We start from the raw sequence: 20779 nt of genomic DNA on the forward strand, positions 1-20779 counted from the left end.
GAAAATGGCAGATCCATTTGGTTTCTTAAAATATCCAAAAAAAGAAAATCCGTATCGTGAGGTGGAGGAACGAATTTTCGATTGGCATGAATTACAAACACCGCTACCAGAAGAAGAGCGTCAGGAACAAGCCGCACGTTGTATGAATTGTGGTATTCCTTTTTGTCATACAGGCTCCTTTTATGGGGGACAACGCGCAGTTTCTGGTTGTCCCAATGATAATCTGATTCCAGAGTGGAACGATCTAGTTTATCAAGGCCGATATAAAGCGGCATTTGAGCGTCTTGCACGTACCAATCCATTGCCAGAAATGACCGGACGTGTCTGTCCTGCACCTTGTGAGAAAGGCTGCACGGAAGCCCTGAATGGGGATGGAGTAGCCATTCACGACAATGAACGATTTATCATTGATACGGCTTTTGAAAATGACTGGGTAAGAGAGTCTGGTTTACCGACAGAATCAAAAACAGGCTTTAAAGTAGCCGTGGTTGGGAGTGGACCTGCAGGATTGTCGGCTGCTTGGCGTTTAAATCAACTAGGGCACCAAGTTACGGTTTATGAACGTAGTGATCGCTTTGGTGGCTTATTGATGTATGGCATTCCTAATATGAAATTAGATAAAGATATTGTGCAGCGGCGTATTGATTTGATGGCAGAGTTAGGTATTGAATTTATTGCGAATACAGAAATTGGTCGGGATATTTCAGCAGAAGAATTACAAGACAGTTATGATCGTGTTCTCCTTGCCACTGGTGCAAGTGTTCCGCGTGATTTGAAAATTCCAGGACGAGAGCTAGAAGGTGTTCGCTTTGCTGTCGATTATTTAACCGAAGCAACAAGAGATGTGCTAAAGCATGGGAAACAAGCAACGAGTCGTAAATTGGAAGGGAAACATGTCATCGTGATTGGTGGAGGTGATACAGGAAACGATTGTATTGGATCAGCAGTTCGACAAGGAGCTGCATCGGTGCGCCAGTTAGAAATCACGCCAGAATTACCTGGGCAACGCCAAGCGAGCAATCCGTGGCCTGAATATCCAATGACCAGTCGCAAAGGCTACGGACAAGAAGAAGCCGAATTTTTATACCAAGAACCACTTACAACTTATGCTACTTCGACAAGTGCTTTTATTGGCGCAGAACGTGGACAATTAATTGCCATTGAAACAGTAAAAGTTGGACAAAATTTCCAACCAATTGAAGGGACTAAAAAAGTTTTGAAAGCAGATTTAGTTTTACTTGCGATGGGTTTTTTAGGTCCAGAAAACGCCTTGTTTGATGCGTTTGATGTGGAGGAAATTTATGATGATTATACAACAAATAACGAACGTGTAATGGTCGCTGGCGATGCAAGACGTGGTCCTAGTCTAGTTATCTGGGGAATTCGGGAAGGTCGTTTAGCAGCCGAAAAGATGGATGAATCCTTACGTGCATTAAGTTATCAATAAAAAAGTAGTTGGAACATCAGTCGATTGAACAGTAAACGATCCGAACGATAGAGAGAGTACCTGTAGTCTAGCAGGCTTTCGTCGCAAATTCACCAGAATTAGCGCTATTCACTCTAAATCATTCGGATCGTTTTATCCTGTGTTTACTTATGTCACAATCCTTGAAAACGAATGGAGCTCTTATCGCTCTGTTCGTTTTTTTGTATAATAACGTTCAAAGAGAATGAACAAACCAATACAACTAATAAATAAGAAAGTACCTGCTAAGAATCCCGGTGGTAGGTAAGTTAATTTGATTTCGTGGGTTCCTTTAGGGACTTTTAAGCTGATAAATGCTTCTTGGAAAGCTTCGATAGCCACTTTTTTGCCATCTAAAGTAGCACGCCAACCTTTATCATAAGGAATAGTCGTAATCAGTTGTTGCTCTTTGTTTGTCGTGATTGTTCCTTTTGCACTGCGTTTACCGGTGCTCATCTCAATACTTTGTTGCTGAAGAGTATCAATAGCCCGTTGATATGCTTGTGTATCTAAAGTCACGACTTGAGGATGTTGGAAAGAAATTTCTTTCGTTCCATAAAAACTAGCCGTAAATTCAACGGTGGTTGGTACATCATAATATCCTAAATTATAGTATTGTCCATTAATACCAATTTGCGTTTTTCGCGATTCACCATTGACCGTAATGGTGGCAGTTGAACTTTCTAGCTGTGAAAAATTAGTAGGATACAAACTTAAATAGGCTTGTGAATGAGCAGGAACGCTCACTTGCCACGTTACCTCTTTGGCAACATTTGTTGTTTCTTCAGAAAATTTTGTATGGTTGCCTTGCTCGGTAACTTTTGTATTTTTAGTGCCAATGCGAGTAATTGGATAAAAGTGGAAATACTGCTCATTTAAATCCGTTAATCCATTTAGTAAATTCGTTTGGCTACCTAAATTATCATTTTCATATTGCTCAATTTCATTACTTGCTGGATTAGCTAAAAAGGCTAATGGTAAGGCATTTTTATTTTCATAGAGTTTGTAAGAACCGCTTGTTGCCACTTCATTAAAGCCGTATTTGTCGACAGCTTGTTTGGCAATATTGTATTTCACTGCCATTAAACTATCCATTAATACGGTATTATTTGGATAACGAATGTTTAAATTCGTTCCTCGTGAACGAAAACCAAGTTGATTTAAGTAACTGGACGAGTGGCGATTACGAATCGAAGAAAACAAACCAATCCCATTGTAACCATAATTGATACTATCATTTGACGATACAGGATCAAGATTTTCTAAGCGGTAAAAACCATCATTTTCTTTTTTTGTTTGAGTAACTAAAGTTTTAATATCTTTAAAGGGTTCCGTATATAAACTACGAGAAGCATAATTCCAATCATCTAATATCCCATGAACCATGCCATTTGTGTTTAATGCCATTTCCAAAGAAACAAATAGCAATGTAAATAAAGCAAAGCGTTTTTTGGTAAATAAGCCTTTTTGATAAAAAGCAATGACTAAGCTATAAACAATTAAAAAGACCATTGTTAGAACAAAAGAAGTGAGCGTGAGGTAGTCATAACTACCTTCAGGAATAAAGCCATAAGTTAACCCAAAAATTACCATCCATGTTAATAAAATGCCTAACATCGTTCCGCGATCTTTTATTTTAAATTGTTCCCAACCGTATCCAGCAAGCATCACAATTAAAAAAGATAACAGATACGCATAACGGAATAAGAACATATTTGGTGCATGCATGCCATGCCAAAATAAATTTAAAGGCGTGATGTAGAAACTTGTCATTAAGACAGCAAATATTCCTAGGTACAATAGTTTGTTTTTCCAAGGAATAGCGCGTGAGACAAAATAAAGGGTACAAAACATTAATGGAAGTAAGCCCACAAAAATAAATGGAATGGAACCATATTTTGTATTGTCATAAACACCAATCATATTTTTAACAAAAAAATCTAACCAATTGGTCGCAGCAGTTTTAAACGTGGTGATTTGTGTTAGCTCTTCACCATTTGTTCGTAAGTCTAAGATTGCTGGTAAAATAATAATCATTGCCGCGCCACCAGCTAAGAGTGACGTAACTCCATACAGAATAATTCGTTTTTTATAAGTAGACCATTGACTAAATAAGCGAGCAAGGAAATAAAGAACGGAAAAAATACCAATCATAAAGCCCATATAAAAACTAGAGAAAAAGAGCATGAAATAACTAATAAATAATAATTTAGGTTTTCCATCATCTAATAAGCGATTAATTCCCCAGATAATTAAGGGTAGATAGACAAATGCGTCCAACCACATAATTAATTCTGAATGAGCAGTAACAAAAGACATGAGCGCATAACAAACAGCTAATGTCACATAGTGCCATTGATGCAATTTAAACGTATGCTTAGCGTAAAACCAAAAAGCTAAGCCGGCACTGCCAATTTTGATTAAAGTCAAGAAATATAAGGCATCAGGCATCCATTGATTGGGGAATAAAATCACTAATGGTGTGAAAAATCCACCGAGATAATAAGAAACCAATGCAAGATAATTCAACCCTAAGGAAGCATGCCACGTATAAAAAATACTTTGTTTTCCTAGTAAAACATTTCGAAAACTTGCATGGAAATTAGAAAATTGCGAAAATGCATCGCTGGCTAATACACTTCGACTACTCCCAGGGAAAATACCAATGGTCAAATAGATAATTGCCATAAGTAGCAAGGGAATAAAGAAGCTTGCGAGCATGTAGGTTTTATTTTGTTTACAAAATGCTTTGATTGTTGCCAAGAAAATTGCCTCCTAACATGGAATAAAATTTTTGCTTTAAGTGTAACATAGAATCAAAATAAGTAGCAAAAATAGCTGTGATAAAGCTATTTTTTTATAAAAAAATATATGTTACGATACAAAAAATGAAAGGAGTTTACCATGTCACGAGCAGAGCAAGCAATATTTACCAATATGTGTATGATTGAAAATGAAAAGGGACAGATTTTGATTCAAGACCGTCAAAAACCCGATTGGCCAGGCGTGACTTTTCCGGGTGGTCATGTCGAAAAGGCAGAATCGTTTTGTGAATCGGTTATTCGGGAAGTCCATGAAGAAACGGGACTAGTGATTACTCAACCTCTTTTATGTGGCGTGAAACAATTCCAAACCAAACAACAAGAACGATATGTTGTGTTATTTTATCGAGCGAAAGCTACTGGAGAGCTGCAAGCATCACGTGAAGGGGCGGTTTTTTGGATTGAAAAAGCAGACTTGACCAACTATGTTTTAGCCGAAGATTTTTTAGAGATGTATCAAATTTTTGTAGATGATTCATTATCCGAATTTTATTATGATGAACAAGATCAGGTGCATTTATTGTAACGAAATCCCCATGGAATCCTTTTTCCATGGGGATTTGTTAGTTGATTACGACCACTTGTTGGTAGATGCGGTCATATTTTTTGATATAATTTCGGGCTTTTTCGGGATTTTTTTGCATTTTTTCGAGGGTTTCAGGATTTTTAGTCGAGACAACCACACCAATAACATTATCGGGTTTGACTTTTTCAAAGGGGAGAAAAGCGACATAACTAAAGGGATCATCTTCAATGTTGTGCGTGGTTTCTGTGTAAGGTTCACCTGTGTCTGCTTTTGCTAGACGAATCGATAAAGATTTGTAGTCTTCACTTGTTGTGAAAGTTAAGTGATAGATTTGTTCTTTGTAACCAACAAAAGAGACTGTATCCAAACGTGGAGTTTCGCTCTCGCTTCCGAAATAACGATCATTAAGATAGATATCTTTATCTTTCGGTCGCTTTATTTCATACGTAAAAACGGTTGCTTGTTCACTTGGCAAGCGTGTGACATCGATTGATTCTTTGGGTGTGGACGACAAATATAAAAAGATTCCTCCACAAATCAATGCCACTATAATAATGAATCCCCAAATATTCTTTTTCATTTTCTCACTCCTCTACAATTAATAGCATGCTTTATTTTATTATACGCTGTAAATGTAAAGGTTTCCAATTGAAGGTGATAAAAAAGCAAAGGAAAAAATCCTTTGCTTAGTGTTTTTCGCGTAAGGCGAGTGGTTTATCTAAAATTTCTTTGTAAATCATCGCATTTACAAGTTGTTTTTTAGGTAAGACTGTTGTTTCTTTTTTAGTTTGCTTCGTTTTGGTTACAGCTGTCGGACGTGTTTTAGTCGCAACTGGTTGTTGGACACGTACCTGTGACGCTGGCCGTTGTTTTTGTTGCTGTGCTTGTTGCAGGCGTTGCTTTGTTTGTTCTTGTTTTGCTTTTTCTTCTGCTGTCAGAATATGGCGCTTTTGAACCGTATGTTTATTTCGTTGTTGTTTTTGTTGTTCTTCTTGATAGGCCACCTGAAATTCATCTTTTATTTGTTGCATAAAACCTTTACTAGATGTTTTTTTGGCAGGCTGTTGACCAGCGCGGGTAATTTGCCCATTTTGACGTTGCTGTTTTTTTCGTTGCTCTTGCTTGGATTTTCTAGATAGAGCAACTAGCAAGATAATTAAAAGTAACGGTCCGAAGCTAAAAATAAATTGAATGATTAACGCAAAGATAGCATACATAACGATCACGCTTCTTCGTCTGGTTGCTCTGCTTGTTCAGAAATTGCGGCTCTCATTTCAGTATCTGCGTTGATGTTTTGCATTTTATAGTAATCCATCACGCCTAAATTACCACTGCGTAATGCTTCTGCCATTGCCAATGGAACTTCAGCTTCGGCTTCCACAACTTTTGCACGCATTTTTTGAACTTCAGCACGCATTTCTTGTTCTTGGGCAACCGCCATTGAGCGACGTTCTTCGGCTTTAGCCTGGGCAATATTTTTATCAGCTTCTGATTGGTCAGTTTGCAATTCGGCACCGATGTTACGACCGACATCAACATCGGCAATATCAATGGATAGAATTTCAAAGGCAGTTCCAGAATCTAAGCCTTTTTTCAAAACAGTTTTAGAAATCGAATCAGGGTTTTCCAATACATCTGAATGTTTGGCAGAAGACCCTACCGTTGTAACAATCCCTTCACCAACTCGGGCGATGATAGTATCTTCACCTGCACCACCGACTAGGCGTTCAATATTGGCACGAACAGTTACTTTCGCTTTTACGACAATTTCAATCCCGTTTTTGGCTACAGCTGCAATTTTTGGCGTTTCGATAACTTTTGGATTAACCGATACTTGCACGGCTTCAAATACATCACGACCTGCCAAATCAATTGCGGCAGCTTGTTCAAATTCCAAATCAATATTGGCACGTTGTGAAGCGATTAATGCATCGATCACTCGATTGACATTACCACCTGCTAGATAATGTGCTTCTAATTCGTTTGTAGATAAGATTAAGCCGGCTTTAGTTGCTTTGATTAGAGGTTGGATAATTTTTTGTGGATTGACTCTTCTTAAGCGCATCCCGATTAATGTTCCAATGCTCACTTTTACCCCTGAAAAATAAGCGGTAATCCATAATCCTACCGGTACAAAGCGTAAAAATAACGCAAGGGCAAATAAAATGACCACAGCTAAAATAACTAGACCGATATAACTACTTCCAGTATCTGAAATATACATACTATTCATCACCTTTCTGTTTGTAACTTCTGACTAAAATTTTTGTTCCTTGAATTTTTTCGATGACAATGGGTGAATTTATTGAAATGAGTCCTTCTGTACTTAAAACATCGTAAGTTGGACTATCGGCTCCACCAAATGTTGCTTTGCCTGAAGGACGCAAGGGCGTCTGAGCAACACCGATTAAACCGGGTTGTAAAACAATTTTGTTTTCTTCTGCTTTTTCTTCGTTTTGCGTTTGTAAGTTGGTATTCAAAACCAGTTTATTGATTCCGGTTAATGAATATCCACGACGAACTAGATAGACAATCACAGCAGTTGAGATTACTACTGACATGCTTAAATCGCGAATAGTTTGGAAAATATCACCAATCGTATAATATAAGCCACCGATGACTAAGGCAGTACCGAGTAGGCCCACAAAGCCAAAACCGGGAATTAAGATTTCGAATACGATTAAGAGTAATCCTAGTGTAAACAGAATTAAAGGCACCCAATTTTCGATTCCAACGACATCGAAATAAAAGTAGAAACTGACAAGAGTGACAAGAGTTCCTGTTTTTGTCCACCGAGTTAAGAGGGCACAGACAATCCCGAGAAATCCAATGGCAAGTAATAAACCTTCCATAACATAACCTCCTGTATTTATTTGTGTTTCTAATTATAATGATAACATCTTATCGCAAACTTGTCATATCGAACTGTACAGGAGGAAACAAAAAAGCAAGGCAGATAAACGATTGCTCGTTTATCTGCCTTGCTTTTTAGGATAGAAAAAAACCGCTCGTAGTCGAACGGTTGGTCAATTGTGTTTAATTAAACGCGCTCAACTTTTCCAGATTTCAAAGCACGAGTTGAAACCCAAACTTTTTTAGGTTTTCCGTCGATTAATACGCGAACTTTTTGCAAGTTAGGTTTAACAGTACGTTTTGAAGCATTCATTGCGTGAGAACGGTTATTACCACTTGATGTTTTACGACCAGTAAAGTAGCAAACTTTTGCCATTGTTTATTTCCTCCTTTGCCTTGATGTTGGAGCGCTAAAAATCGGCTCATACTGTATGAATTTATCACAATTTTCATTTCTTTGCAAGTATATTTTCTTTCATTCATTGACTTTTTTGTAAGAACATTGTAAATTAAACAAGGTTATAAAGCTATTTTTTAATGGATGTATTGTCCATATCCATTTAACAGCGCTCTTCTTTTAATTGTAGGGTAGCTATGTTAGAATATTGTAGAAGAAAATAGACCAATAGTCTGTTAAGGAGGCTTTATCATGGCTGTAAAAATTAAAACGTCATCTGGAACAATTGAAATTACGAACGAGGTAATCGCAACGGTTGTCGGTGGTGCTGCAACGGATGTCTTCGGAATTGTAGGTATGGCAAGTAAAAATCAAATCAAAGATAATATCAATGAAATTTTACGTAAAGAAAATTACGCTCGAGGCGTCGTTGTACGTCAAGAAGAAAATGGCATTGCGGTTGATGTGTATACAATCGTGAGCTATGGAACAAAGATTTCAGAAGTATCACGCAATGTTCAAGAAAAAGTAAAATACAATCTCGAAACAATGTTAGGCGTTGTTGCAAATTCAGTGAACGTATTTGTTCAAGGTGTACGTGTATTGCCTGATTAGTAGGCAGACAACAAGCTGAGTATTCAGCGGTTGATCTTAAGGAGGATTTATCAGTGAAAGTAACGAATATTAGCGCAGGGCAGTTCCAAGAAATGGTTCAAGCTGGCGCCAATCGTCTACAAACAAATGCAGAATTCGTCAATTCATTAAACGTATTCCCAGTTCCCGATGGTGATACTGGTACGAACATGAACTTATCAATGACAAGTGGAGCAAAAGCTGTAGCCGATTCAACTTCTGAGAAAGTTGGAGAACTAGCGAACCATTTATCAAAAGGCTTGTTAATGGGAGCGCGTGGAAACTCTGGCGTTATCTTATCTCAATTATTCCGTGGATTTGCCAAACAAATCCCTACAGTGGATACATTGACTGCCGAAGATTTGGCAAAAGCATTTACACATGGTGTGGAGACTGCTTATAAAGCAGTTATGAAACCTGTTGAAGGAACAATTTTGACTGTTGCTCGTGTAGCAGCAGAATTTGGTGAGAAAAAAGCTGCTGAAACCGACGACTGTGTAGAAGTGATGACAGCAGTAGTAACTGGTGCAAAACGTGCCTTAGCCAAAACGCCTGATTTATTACCTGTTTTAAAAGAAGTTGGTGTTGTCGATAGTGGTGGTCAAGGACTATTGTTCATCTATGAAGGCTTTTTAAGTGTTTTAAATGGTGAATATGTTGTAGAAGAAAATTTTGTCACACCAGCTGCAATGGAAGAAATGGTCAATGCTGAACATCACCGTAGCGTGCAAGGGCAATTATCTACTGAAGATATTACCTTTGGCTATTGTACAGAAATTATGGTGAAAATTGGTGAAGGACCAACTGTTGAAAGCGAATTTGACTATGAAACGTTCCGTAACTACTTAAATGAATTAGGTGATTCTTTATTAGTTGTCAATGATGATGAAATTATCAAAGTACACGTGCATACAGAATACCCTGGTGAAGTAATGAATTACGGTCAAAAATTTGGTTCATTAGTGAAAATAAAAGTAGACAACATGCGTCTGCAACACGAAACAATTTTAGAAAATGATGCGCCTCAAGCCAAACCACGTACGCCATATGCAATTATTGCGATTGCAGCAGGTAGTGGTGTGCAAGAATTGTTTACAAGTCTAGGTGCTTCTTATGTTATCAGCGGTGGCCAAACAATGAATCCAAGTACAGAAGATATCTTAAAAGCTATTTCTGAAGTGAATGCAGATCAAGTCATCGTATTACCAAACAATAAAAATATTTTCATGGCGGCAGATCAAGCAGCAGAAGTTGCTGAAATCCCAGTAGTCGTTGTACCATCTCGTACTATTTCTCAAGGAATGACAGCAATGTTAGCCTTCAATGATCAAGTATCCTTAGATGAAAATAAAGCAGCAATGACAGAAATGTTAGATAGCGTTGTAAGTGGTTCAATTACACACGCAATTCGTGATACTTCCATTGATGGCATCGAAATTAAAAAAGGCGACTTTCTAGGGATGATTGATGGCAAGATTGTGGTATCAAAAGCTGATTCATTTACTGTTTCGATGGAAACGTTAGAAAAAATGATGAACGAAGATACAGAAATCATTACCATTATCATTGGTGAAGAAGGTTCACAAGAAGACGCTGAAAAAATGGAAAAAGCGCTGCTTGAAATCGATGGAGATTTAGAAATTGAAATTCACACTGGCGATCAACCAGTTTATCCATATTTATTCTCAGCAGAATAAACATAGTCACTTTGCGTATAATTACTTAGTGAGTGCGCAATAAACTAAAAAAAGCTTGGTCAATTCACTTTGGACCAAGCTTTTTTTAGAAGAAAGGAGGAAGTACGATGTTACAAGAATCTGTTCGCGTATTAGCTGGAGTTGGTGAAAAACGTGCACAAGATTTAGCCGATTTAGGGATTGATACGGTAGGCGATTTAATGGCGTACTATCCTTTTCGTTATGATGATATTCAAGAACGACGACTCACAGAAATTCAAGATCAAGAAAAAGTGACGATTAAAGGACTGATTGTTTCACCACCAGTAGTTAGCCGTTTTGGCTATAAAAAAACACGGTTGCAATTTCGCATGATGCAAGATCGTGATGTGTTCAGTGTATCATTTTTTAATCAACCCTATTTAAAAGATAAAATCGTGGTGTCAGAAGATATTGCTGTTTATGGAAAATGGGATGCGAAGCGTAAAACATTAACAGGAATGAAAATTCTTGGGAGTAACAGTGAAGGAGATTTTGCGCCGATTTATCACGTGAATAAAGCCATTCGACAGACGACATTAATTGATTTAATTACCAAAGCATTTGATCAATTCGGTGAGGCTATTGAAGAAAATTTACCTGTATCTTTAATTGATAAATACCGCTTACTGTCAAAAAAAGAAGCAATGTATGCAATGCACTTTCCATTAAATCCAGAACAGCATCATCAAGCAAAACGTCGCGTGGTCTTTGAAGAATTTTTCTTATTCCAAATGAAAATTCAAGGTTTGAAAAAAGCGGAAAAAGCCGAAACTAATGGCATTGCGGTTTTGTATGATATTGAGCGCTTGAAAACTTTTACGCAAGGTCTGCCATTTGAATTAACCAATGCTCAAAAACGTGTGACCAATGAAATTTGTCGTGATTTACGAAGCCCCAAACATATGCAACGTTTGCTTCAAGGAGATGTAGGAAGCGGAAAAACAGTTGTAGCGGCCATTGCTTTATATGCAACCGTCACAGCAGGTTTTCAAGGAGCATTAATGGTACCAACAGAAATTTTAGCCCAACAACATATGGAAAGCTTACAGCAGCTTTTTGACGTTGCTGAAGTCCGAGTGGCTTTATTAACGGGCTCTACCAAAACGAAAGAACGGCGAGAAATTTTAGCTGATTTAGTTAAGGGAGAAATCGACGTGATTGTAGGAACCCATGCGTTAATTCAAGAAGGGGTTGATTTTGCGAATTTGGGATTAGTCATCACAGATGAACAACATCGTTTTGGTGTGAACCAACGACGAGTTTTACGGGAAAAAGGTTTTCAACCAGATGTCTTGTTTATGACAGCAACCCCCATTCCCAGAACCTTAGCTATCACAGCTTACGGAGAAATGGACGTTTCAATTATTGATGAAATGCCAGCTGGTCGTATTCCCGTGGAAACACGTTGGATTCGTCCGCCACAATTAGACAAAGTCTTAGAATGGTCGTACCAAGAACTCAATGCCGGTCATCAAATGTATGTGATTTGTCCTTTAATTGAGGAATCTGAAATGTTAGATGTGCAAAATGCAGTGGCTATTTATGAAGAATTGCAGGAATATTTTGCGCCAAAATTTAACGTCAGTCTTTTACATGGGAAGATGAAAAATAGTGAAAAAGATGAAATTATGGAGACGTTTAAAAACAATGAAAGTCAAGTCTTGGTATCGACAACAGTTATTGAAGTCGGCGTTAACGTTCCCAATGCCACGATGATGTTAATTATCGATGCCGATCGTTTTGGGCTGGCTCAGTTGCATCAATTGCGTGGTCGTGTCGGTCGAGGAGCAGAAGCGTCTTATTGTGTTTTAGTAGCCAATCCTAAAAATGACACTGGGAAAGAACGCATGAAAATTATGACTGAAACGACAAATGGATTTGTCGTTAGCGAAAAAGATTTGGAATTACGTGGTCCAGGAGAAGTTTTCGGTTTCCGTCAATCAGGTTTACCGGAATTTGCGGCCGCCGATTTAGTAACAGATGCACACATTTTAGAAGTGGCACGTAAAGAAGCACAAGCACTCTGGAAAATGGAACAATGGGAAATTTTACCTGAGTATACAGCTCTAGCCAACTACTTAGAAAAAGAGGGCGAAAATCAATTTTTTGATTAAACAGTATGATATACTAGGTAACGAATAAAGGAAGGAGTGCTACACACATGAAAATTGCTGTTGATGCCATGGGTGGCGACAATGCCCCTCAAGCCATTGTAGAAGGTGTCATGTTAGCGAAAAAAGAATTTTCCGATATCGAGTTTTTACTTTACGGAAAAGAAGCTGAAATTAGAAAATATATAACGGATGAAACGAACATTACAATTATCCATACTGATGAAAAAATTAATAGTGACGATGAACCAGTCAAAGCGATTCGTCGTAAAAAACAAGCCTCAATGGTCTTAGCGGCTCAAGCAGTCAAAGCTGGAGAAGCAGATGCGATTTTTTCAGCGGGCAATACAGGAGCATTGTTAGCAGCCGGACTGTTTATTGTCGGACGAATCAAAGGTATTGAACGTCCTGGTTTAATGTCCACAATGCCTGTAATTGGTCAAGAAGGTGCCTTCGATATGTTAGATTTAGGTGCAAATGCTGAAAACAAAGCGGAGCATTTACTTCAATATGGTATCTTAGGTTCTTTTTATGCACAAAATGTGCGTAACGTAGCTAAACCACGCGTGGCATTATTAAATAATGGGACAGAAGAAACCAAAGGCAGTGAAGTGACGAAAAAAGCTTTTGAGTTGTTGAGTCACGAACCTGCGATTCATTTTGTAGGAAACGTAGAAGCTCGTGAATTGCTAAACGGCGTGGCTGATGTGGTGGTGACAGATGGTTTTACTGGAAATGCTGTGTTAAAATCAATCGAAGGAACAGCGATGAACATTATGAGTCTGTTAAAACAAGCCATTTTAGGTGCAGGCGTTAAAGGCAAATTAGGCGCTTTATTATTAAAAGATGCATTAAGCGGCTTAAAAGATGAGATGGATTATGCCAAATATGGTGGTGCCGTATTATTTGGCTTAAAAGCACCGGTTGTTAAAACGCATGGTTCTACAGGTCCTGAAGCTGTGGCAACAACCATTCGCCAAATTCATACAATGCTTGCGACAGATGTGGTGGGTAAATTAGTCCATCAATTTGAAGAAAAAGTCTCAGAATAACGCTTTTTTTGTGTAATCATAATGAAATCTTTGTCATGAAAATGCAAAAAAGCTAGACAAATGCCGAAGAAAGTCGTAAAATATGGCGTAGCTCTTTTTAGACTTTGGTCAAAAGCGTGGAGGTGAATGCAATTGACGCGTGAGGAAGTATTTACAAAAGTAGCCAATGTAATCGCAAATCACTTTGAAGTGGATCCCAATCAAGTAACGGATGCCACTAGTATTAAAGATGATTTAAATGCCGATTCTATTAGTGTAATGGAATTTGTGTTAGAATTGGAAGAAGAGTTTGGTACAGAGATTTCTGATGAAGATGCAGAACAAATCCAAACAGTCGGTGCAGCAGTAGATTATATTGCAACCCATTTAGCTTAATAACTTGGTGAAGGTGATTGAATGTTCAAACATTTAATCATCTTCTTTTTGCATTTTGAGCGTTTAGGGTGCTACTTGCAAATAAAAAATACGTTCTATATAATTACTAAGAATTTGATATGGTTGTGAAAAATAAAAGGATTTTCTTGCTAAAGGGAACATTCACTGATTTTTGATTCAATCATGATTTTTAGATGAGGAGAGGGGAAATAGCTTGTCAGAAGAGAAACAATTACTAGATGTTCACAATCTGCATACTAGTTTCCGAATCAGAGATGACTATTTTGATGCTGTAGATGATGTGTCATTTACGTTAAACCGTAACGAAATTTTAGCGATTGTAGGTGAATCTGGTTGTGGAAAAAGCACTCTAGCAACGACTATTATGGGGTTGCATGATCCGTTAAAAACAAAAATTACGGGCGACATTATTTATCAAGACTTGAATTTAGCCAATCTTAACGAAACACTTTATAACAAAATTCGTGGCAATGACATGGGCATGATTTTTCAAGACCCATTATCAGCATTAAACCCTTTAATGCGCATTGAAGACCAAATTGAAGAAGGTTTGTCTTACCATACCGCAATGAACGCTGAAGAACGTCAAGCGCGTGTATTAGAATTGTTGGGACAAGTCGGTATTCCTAATCCCAAACGAGTAAGTCGCCAATACCCGTATGAATTATCAGGAGGCATGCGCCAACGAGTGATTATTGCGATTGCCATTGCGTGTAAACCGCCAATTATTATTGCGGATGAACCAACAACTGCCTTAGATGTAACGATTCAAGCTCAAATTTTAGACTTATTGACAGATTTACAAAAAGAAACAGAAGCAGGCATTATCTTAATTACGCATGATTTAGGTGTTGTAGCTGAAATGGCTGATCGGGTAGCTGTGATGTATGGCGGGCAATTCGTTGAAGTTGCTAGCGCAGAAGAATTATTTGATAACCCGAAACATCCCTATACACGGTCATTGTTGCAATCGATCCCGCAAGAAGAAACCAAAGCTGATTTACACGTGATTGATGGCGTCGTCCCATCGTTGAAAAATATGGAACGAGTGGGCTGTCGCTTTGCTCCACGTATTCCATGGATTCCAGAAGATGCCCACGAACAAAATCCAACGTTGCATGAAGTAGCACCCGAGCATTTTGTTCGTTGTACTTGCTACCAACATTTCCATTTTAAAGACGAGGAGTCGGATATATGTCAGAATTAATTACAATCAACGATCTGAAAATTCATTATCCTATTCGCAGTGGTTTTTTTAATTTAGTAACCGACTATGTCTATGCAGTTGATGGCGTGGATTTTACAATTGAAAAAGGAAAAACGTATGGTTTAGTTGGGGAATCAGGTTCAGGGAAATCTACAATAGGGAAAGCGATTGTTGGTTTGGAAAAAGTAACCAGCGGGTCAATTATTTATGACGGACAAGATATTACAAAAGCCGCTGTTCGTAAAAAGATGAATTACAATAAAGACGTGCAAATGATTTTTCAAGATTCCATGTCTAGTTTAAATCCTAAAAAACGAGTCTTAGATATTATCGCAGAACCGTTACGCAAGTTTGAACGATTAAGCGACCAAGAAGAGAAAAAACGTGTGAAAGAACTGTTGGATATAGTTGGCATGCCAGAAGATGCTCTTTATAAATATCCACATGAATTTTCAGGAGGGCAACGCCAACGATTAGGAATCGCACGCGCAGTTGCATCGAATCCTAAACTAATCGTGGCGGATGAACCTGTTTCCGCCTTAGATTTATCCGTACAAGCTCAAGTCTTAAATTTTATGAAACGAATTCAAGAAGAATACAAATTAAGTTATTTATTTATTTCACACGATTTAGGGGTAGTGAAACATATGTGTGACACGATTGCAATTATGTATAAAGGACGTTTTGTTGAGATTGGGACACGGGAAGATATCTATAATCAGCCACAACACATTTACACAAAACGGTTATTGTCTGCCATTCCACAAATTGATGTTCGTAATCGCGAGATACATAAAGCACAGCGTCGTGCAGTCGAACAAGAATACCAGCTCCATCAAAAAGATTATTATGATGAAAATGGCCGGGTCTACGATTTAGTTGAGTATACACCGACTCATCAAGTCGCGTTAATTAATGGAGGTGTCAACTAATGTGGAAAACCATTTTACGTCGCTTACTTTTGATGATTCCTCAAGTCATTATTTTAAGTTTGTTAATTTTTGTATTAGCTAAAATGATGCCAGGAGATCCTTTTACCGGATTGATTGACCCATCAACTGATCCTGCGCGTTTGGAAGAATTACGTCAAGCAGCTGGTTTTTACGATCCATGGTATATTCAATACTTCCGCTGGATTAATAATGCATTACACGGTGATTTTGGGATTAGTTATATGTATAAATATGAAGTGACGACAGTTATTGGACAACGTATCGGTAATACGCTTCGTTTATCAGTGATTTCAGTGATTTTAACGTATACACTTGCGATTCCTCTAGGATTGTATGCAGGTCGGTATCAAAATTCTTGGTTTGATAAAGTCGTTGTGGTTTATAATTTTATTAGTTTTGCCATACCGACGTTTGTGTTGGCGTTATTAATGGTCTATATTTTTGGTTTTAAATTGGGGTGGTTCCCAACAAGTGGCAGTGTTTCCATCAATGCGGTTCCGAGAACATTTGGCTATTTCATGAGTCAGCTCTACCATGTGATTTTACCAGCAATTGTTCAAGCGTTATTAGGAACGGCCGTCACAATTCAATATTTGCGTAGCGAAGTAATTGATGCGAAGCAGATGGATTATGTGCGGACAGCCCATTCGAAAGGCGTACCCACTGGGAAAGTCTTTAATCACCATATTTTTCGTAATGCGTCGTTACCAATTATCTCGACTTTAGGTTATGAAATCACAGGTTTGATTGCTGGTTCAGTGATGATTGAACAAATTTTTAGTTATCCAGGAATCGGGAATTTATTTATTTCTAGTATTAATCAACGTGATTATTCAGTCATTACTGCCTTAATCTTATTGTTTGGATTAGCAACGTTAATTGGCACGTTGTTATCAGATATTATCATGAGTATTGTCGATCCACGAATACGAGTACAATAAAATGGGAGGAAAGTCACGTATGTCAATAGAACAAACAGAGCAACAAGAAGCAGTGTCTATTCCGCCCATGGGAATCCGGATGATTGCTCGAGAATTTAAAAAAGATCAATTGGCGATGTTTTCGTTAACAGTACTCATTATCATTTTATTATTTGCCTTCATTGGTGCAATGATTTTAGATCAAAATGTTATAACCAAAATTAATATTTTAGATCGTTTTGCCCGCCCAGGAGATATTTCAATGACAGGACACAAATATCTTTTGGGGACAGATGAAGGGGGTCGTGATATATTTGGTTTATTAGTTTTTGGTGCACGTAATTCCATCTTCATTGGATTTTCGATTACAATCATTACCTCGATTATCGGTGTGTTTGTCGGTTTGATTGCCGGTTATTACGGTGGAATTATCGATAGTATCATTATGCGAATTGTCGACTTTATTATGATTTTACCAATTATGTTAATTATCATTGTGTTAGTGACAATTGTACCTCGTTACAATGCGTTAACGCTGGTTTGGATTATGTCGGCCTTTTATTGGGTCGGTAAAGCACGATTGTTTCGTGCAAAAACGCTATCTGAATCAAGACGAGACTATATTAGTGCATCAAAAACATTAGGATCATCTGATTTTAAAATTATTTTCCGTGAATTATTGCCCAATGTCAGTTCGTTAATTATCACGAATTTAACGATGAATTTTGCAGCAAATATCGGAATTGAAACAAGTTTAACGTTCTTAGGCTTTGGCTTACCATCAAAAACACCAAGTTTGGGGACTTTAACGGCATATGCGAATAACTCAGAAACCTTAGCAAATCGTCCATGGATTTGGGTGCCAGCCTCACTCTTAATTCTGGTATTAATGCTAAGTATCAACTATGTCGGTCAAGCGTTGAAACGCTCTGCAGATGCTCGTCAGCGTTTAGGCTAAAATAAGGAGGACACATAAATGAAGAAAAAAATAGTGATTGGTTTAATCACAGTAGCTGGTTTTTCCCTGACACTGGCTGCTTGTAGCAATAAAATTGATGAAACGCAACCTACAGAAGAAAAGAAAGAACATAAATTTTCACCTGCTGTCAAAAACAAAGGAGAAGCGATTGCAGGGCAAACATTAGAAATCGCACAAGTTTCTTCAAATGATTTTACAGGGATTTTTTCAAGAACATTTGCGACAAATACCTTGGATTCAAGTTTCTTTGAACCAGCCGATGAGCCATTGTTTACTTATGACGAAGATTTACGTGTACGTGATGGCGCAGCTGCCATAAAATTTGATGAAAAGCAAAAACAAGTTCGTTTAACCTTACGAGACAATTTAAAATGGAATGACGGCGAAGATGTGACTGCCGATGACATTATCTTTACCTATGAAGTCATTGCTGACAAAGATTACGATGGTGTGCGTTATAACAACAATATTCGTAATATCGTAGGCATTGAAGAATTCCATGACGGCAAAGCAGAGACTATTTCAGGAATTGAAAAAATCAATGACAAAGAAGTCGTGATTACGTACAAAGAATTTACTCCTTCCATGCTACAAGGTGGCGGTAGTGTATGGAGTTCAGTGATGCCAAAACATGTATTTGAAGATATTCCCGTAAAAGACATGGAAGCATCCGATGCTGTTCGTAAAAATCCAGTGACGTTTGGTCCTTATTATGTGAGCAAAGTTATTCCGGGTGAATCTGTAGAATTTTTACCAAATAAATATTATTATGGTGAACAACCAAAATTAGATAAAATTGTCATGAAAAAAGTACCCACCGCTTCTGCCACCGCTTCGATTGCTGCAAAAGAATACGATATTTATGTGGGGATGCAAACAGCTGAATATACTTCTTGGCAAAATTCAGAAGGCTATGACATTTTAGGACAACAACAAACCTCTTATAGCTACATTGGCTTTAAGCTAGGTTATTGGGATGCGGAAGCGTCTAAAAATAAATATAATCCCGAAGCTAAAATGGCAAACAAAGAACTGCGACAGGCGATTGGTTATGCGATTGATAATGAAACCATTGCAACTCAGCTGTACAATGGTCTGCAAGTTCGTGCAAATTCATTAATCGTTCCAGCATTTACTTCGTTGCATGACGATACTTTTGAAGGATTTACGTACAATCCAGAAAAAGCGAATGAACTATTGGATCAAGCGGGATATAAAGATATCAATGATGATGGTATTCGTGAAGATCCAGAAGGTAACCCATTTAAAATTAATTTTGCTTTCCGTGACGGTGGGGATACTGCGCAAGCATTAGCTGAATATTATATCCAACAATGGTCAGAAGTTGGTTTGGACGTGGAATTAACCTCAGGGCGTTTAATTGAAGTGAACTCGTTTTATGAAATGTTAGAAAACGATGATCCGAAAATTGATATGTACCAAGCAGGTTGGTCAACAGGATTCGATCCAAATCCAACTGGTTTATACAGTGAAAACGGCGCATTCAACTATACCCGCTTTGTCTCAGAAAAAAATGAAGAATTGTTAAATGCACTTTCAAGCACAGAAGCCCTTGATCCAGCTAAAGCTAAACAACTTTATAGCGATTGGCAAGCCTATGTTTTTGATGAAGCATACGTTATTCCAACAACCTACGCGTATGAAGTCGTTCCGGTATCTGAACGGGTGACAGGTTATGACATTTCTCGTGACTTAGATCATTACGTTTATGCTGATTTAGGCGTGACAGCTGAAAAACGATAAATAGTGAATGAACCACCTCTGTTGCAGGCAACAGAGGTGGTTTTATATGGAAGCAAGCGAGTGTGATTCACAACAAGATTGAATTTATTTTGTTGGGCGTTGACTTCCTCTATTATAGGGAGATGCTAGTAATCAAAGGACGGTGCTTGTGAGTCATCGCTTTTATGATAAAGCACTAAATTTTCCCAAAGTTTTCCAAACGATTGTACGTGAATCGTTTCCTAATTAAAGAAAAAACAGTATAATGAAACAGTGTGAATAAAAAGAATAAAGGAATGGAACGAATGGATAATCAGTTAATCAACGAACTAAAAGAAAAGTTTAACATTGTGTTTCGGGATGTTAGTTTACTGGAACAGGCATTTACCCATTCATCTTATGTGAATGAGCACCGTAATTTACAACTATCCGATAATGAACGCTTGGAATTTTTAGGCGATGCCGTCTTAGAATTACTGGTTTCACGCTTTTTGTACAATCAATTTCCAACTGTACCAGAAGGCCGATTAACCAAACTACGTGCAGCAATTGTCCGCGAAGATAGTTTAGCTAAATTTGCTAAGGAATGTCACTTTGACCGCTATATTTGTCTTGGCAAAGGAGAAGAAAATTCTGGTGGACGCAAGCGTCCGTCACTGTTATGTGATTTGTTTGAATCATTTTTAGGCGCATTGTATTTAGATCAAGGATTAAAAGCAGTGCATGAATTTTTAGGCAAAATTGTGTTTCCTAAAGTAAAAGCAGGTGCTTTTTCACATGAGATGGATCATAAGACCCGTTTGCAAGAAGTCTTACAACGTTCAGGTGATGTTTTAATCGACTATCGACTTGTTAAAGAAGAAGGTCCAGCACATGAACGTTTGTTTTGGACAGAAGTTTTTTGTGATGGTCAATTGATTGGTAAAGGTCACGGAAAATCAAAAAAATTAGCAGAACAAGATGCAGCGGCCAATGCGCTAACGCATTTAGAAGAATGAGTGAGG

Annotated in this window: 19 protein-coding genes; 13 read left to right on the plus strand and 6 right to left on the minus strand. The window is 37.9% G+C overall.

Annotated features, from left to right (window positions below):
* Window positions 1–4 precede the first annotated feature (4 nt).
* Window positions 5–1447, plus strand: coding sequence for a glutamate synthase subunit beta (locus AC4BC7_RS13825; protein ID WP_207942193.1), 1443 nt, complete (start codon window positions 5–7; stop codon window positions 1445–1447).
* 180 nt (window positions 1448–1627) lie between these two features.
* Here AC4BC7_RS13825 and AC4BC7_RS13830 read toward each other — a convergent pair whose 3' ends face one another.
* Window positions 1628–4186: a YfhO family protein gene (locus tag AC4BC7_RS13830; protein WP_490504437.1), complete on the minus strand. Its 2559-nt coding sequence runs from the start codon at window positions 4184–4186 to the stop codon at window positions 1628–1630.
* Window positions 4187–4369: 183 nt separating this feature from the next.
* On the opposite strand from AC4BC7_RS13830, the gene AC4BC7_RS13835 reads away from it, so the two are divergent.
* The gene (locus AC4BC7_RS13835; RefSeq protein WP_207942191.1) at window positions 4370–4813 is read left to right on the plus strand and encodes an 8-oxo-dGTP diphosphatase; all 444 of its coding nucleotides are present in this window, start codon (window positions 4370–4372) and stop codon (window positions 4811–4813) included.
* A 37-nt stretch (window positions 4814–4850) separates the two neighbouring features.
* Here the strand turns inward: AC4BC7_RS13835 and AC4BC7_RS13840 are convergent, their stop codons facing one another.
* From AC4BC7_RS13840 to rpmB, 5 genes are all read right to left on the minus strand, one after another.
* Complete coding sequence (locus AC4BC7_RS13840) at window positions 4851–5393, minus strand: hypothetical protein (protein WP_490503114.1); 543 nt, start codon at window positions 5391–5393, stop codon at window positions 4851–4853.
* 106 nt (window positions 5394–5499) lie between these two features.
* Window positions 5500–6030 carry a hypothetical protein gene (locus AC4BC7_RS13845; protein ID WP_490503115.1) on the minus strand — a complete coding sequence of 177 codons (531 nt, stop codon included), beginning with the start codon at window positions 6028–6030 and terminating at the stop codon, window positions 5500–5502.
* 5 nt (window positions 6031–6035) lie between these two features.
* The gene (floA, locus tag AC4BC7_RS13850) at window positions 6036–7037 is read right to left on the minus strand and encodes a flotillin-like protein FloA (protein WP_490503116.1); all 1002 of its coding nucleotides are present in this window, start codon (window positions 7035–7037) and stop codon (window positions 6036–6038) included.
* A 1-nt stretch (window position 7038) separates the two neighbouring features.
* Window positions 7039–7665 carry an NfeD family protein gene (locus AC4BC7_RS13855; protein ID WP_490503117.1) on the minus strand — a complete coding sequence of 209 codons (627 nt, stop codon included), beginning with the start codon at window positions 7663–7665 and terminating at the stop codon, window positions 7039–7041.
* Window positions 7666–7853: 188 nt separating this feature from the next.
* A complete protein-coding gene (gene rpmB / locus AC4BC7_RS13860; protein ID WP_016176256.1) occupies window positions 7854–8042 on the minus strand; it encodes a 50S ribosomal protein L28 in 189 nt (62 codons plus the stop codon).
* A 273-nt stretch (window positions 8043–8315) separates the two neighbouring features.
* Here rpmB and AC4BC7_RS13865 point away from each other — a divergent pair, with 273 nt between their 5' ends.
* The 11 genes from AC4BC7_RS13865 to rnc all read left to right on the plus strand — a co-directional run bounded on the left by AC4BC7_RS13865 (window position 8316) and on the right by rnc (window position 20773).
* The gene (locus AC4BC7_RS13865; RefSeq protein WP_016176255.1) at window positions 8316–8678 is read left to right on the plus strand and encodes an Asp23/Gls24 family envelope stress response protein; all 363 of its coding nucleotides are present in this window, start codon (window positions 8316–8318) and stop codon (window positions 8676–8678) included.
* A 53-nt stretch (window positions 8679–8731) separates the two neighbouring features.
* Window positions 8732–10393, plus strand: a complete 1662-nt coding sequence (locus AC4BC7_RS13870) for a DAK2 domain-containing protein (RefSeq protein WP_490503118.1) — start codon at window positions 8732–8734, stop codon at window positions 10391–10393.
* 107 nt (window positions 10394–10500) lie between these two features.
* Window positions 10501–12528, plus strand: coding sequence for an ATP-dependent DNA helicase RecG (gene recG / locus AC4BC7_RS13875; RefSeq protein ID WP_490503119.1), 2028 nt, complete (start codon window positions 10501–10503; stop codon window positions 12526–12528).
* A 47-nt stretch (window positions 12529–12575) separates the two neighbouring features.
* On the plus strand, window positions 12576–13577 hold the full coding sequence (gene plsX, locus AC4BC7_RS13880) for a phosphate acyltransferase PlsX (protein WP_490503120.1): 1002 nt from the start codon (window positions 12576–12578) through the stop codon (window positions 13575–13577).
* Between the two features lie 132 nt (window positions 13578–13709).
* Window positions 13710–13952: an acyl carrier protein gene (acpP, locus tag AC4BC7_RS13885; RefSeq protein WP_016176251.1), complete on the plus strand. Its 243-nt coding sequence runs from the start codon at window positions 13710–13712 to the stop codon at window positions 13950–13952.
* Between the two features lie 214 nt (window positions 13953–14166).
* A complete protein-coding gene (locus AC4BC7_RS13890) occupies window positions 14167–15180 on the plus strand; it encodes an ABC transporter ATP-binding protein (RefSeq protein WP_490503121.1) in 1014 nt (337 codons plus the stop codon).
* Window positions 15168–16112: an ABC transporter ATP-binding protein gene (locus AC4BC7_RS13895; protein ID WP_490503122.1), complete on the plus strand. Its 945-nt coding sequence runs from the start codon at window positions 15168–15170 to the stop codon at window positions 16110–16112. Before AC4BC7_RS13890 ends, AC4BC7_RS13895 begins: the two co-directional genes overlap by 13 nt.
* Window positions 16112–17074, plus strand: a complete 963-nt coding sequence (gene opp4B, locus AC4BC7_RS13900) for an oligopeptide ABC transporter permease (RefSeq protein WP_490503123.1) — start codon at window positions 16112–16114, stop codon at window positions 17072–17074. Before AC4BC7_RS13895 ends, opp4B begins: the two co-directional genes overlap by 1 nt.
* 19 nt (window positions 17075–17093) lie before the next feature.
* Window positions 17094–18011: an ABC transporter permease gene (locus AC4BC7_RS13905; protein WP_490503124.1), complete on the plus strand. Its 918-nt coding sequence runs from the start codon at window positions 17094–17096 to the stop codon at window positions 18009–18011.
* Between the two features lie 18 nt (window positions 18012–18029).
* Window positions 18030–19796: an oligopeptide ABC transporter substrate-binding protein gene (locus tag AC4BC7_RS13910; protein ID WP_207942180.1), complete on the plus strand. Its 1767-nt coding sequence runs from the start codon at window positions 18030–18032 to the stop codon at window positions 19794–19796.
* Between the two features lie 284 nt (window positions 19797–20080).
* Window positions 20081–20773 (plus strand): ribonuclease III, encoded by a 693-nt coding sequence (gene rnc, locus AC4BC7_RS13915; RefSeq protein ID WP_490503125.1) that lies wholly within the window; start codon window positions 20081–20083, stop codon window positions 20771–20773.
* Window positions 20774–20779: the final 6 nt, after the last annotated feature.

It is taken from the genome of Enterococcus sp. AMC1623, assembly GCF_058216495.1.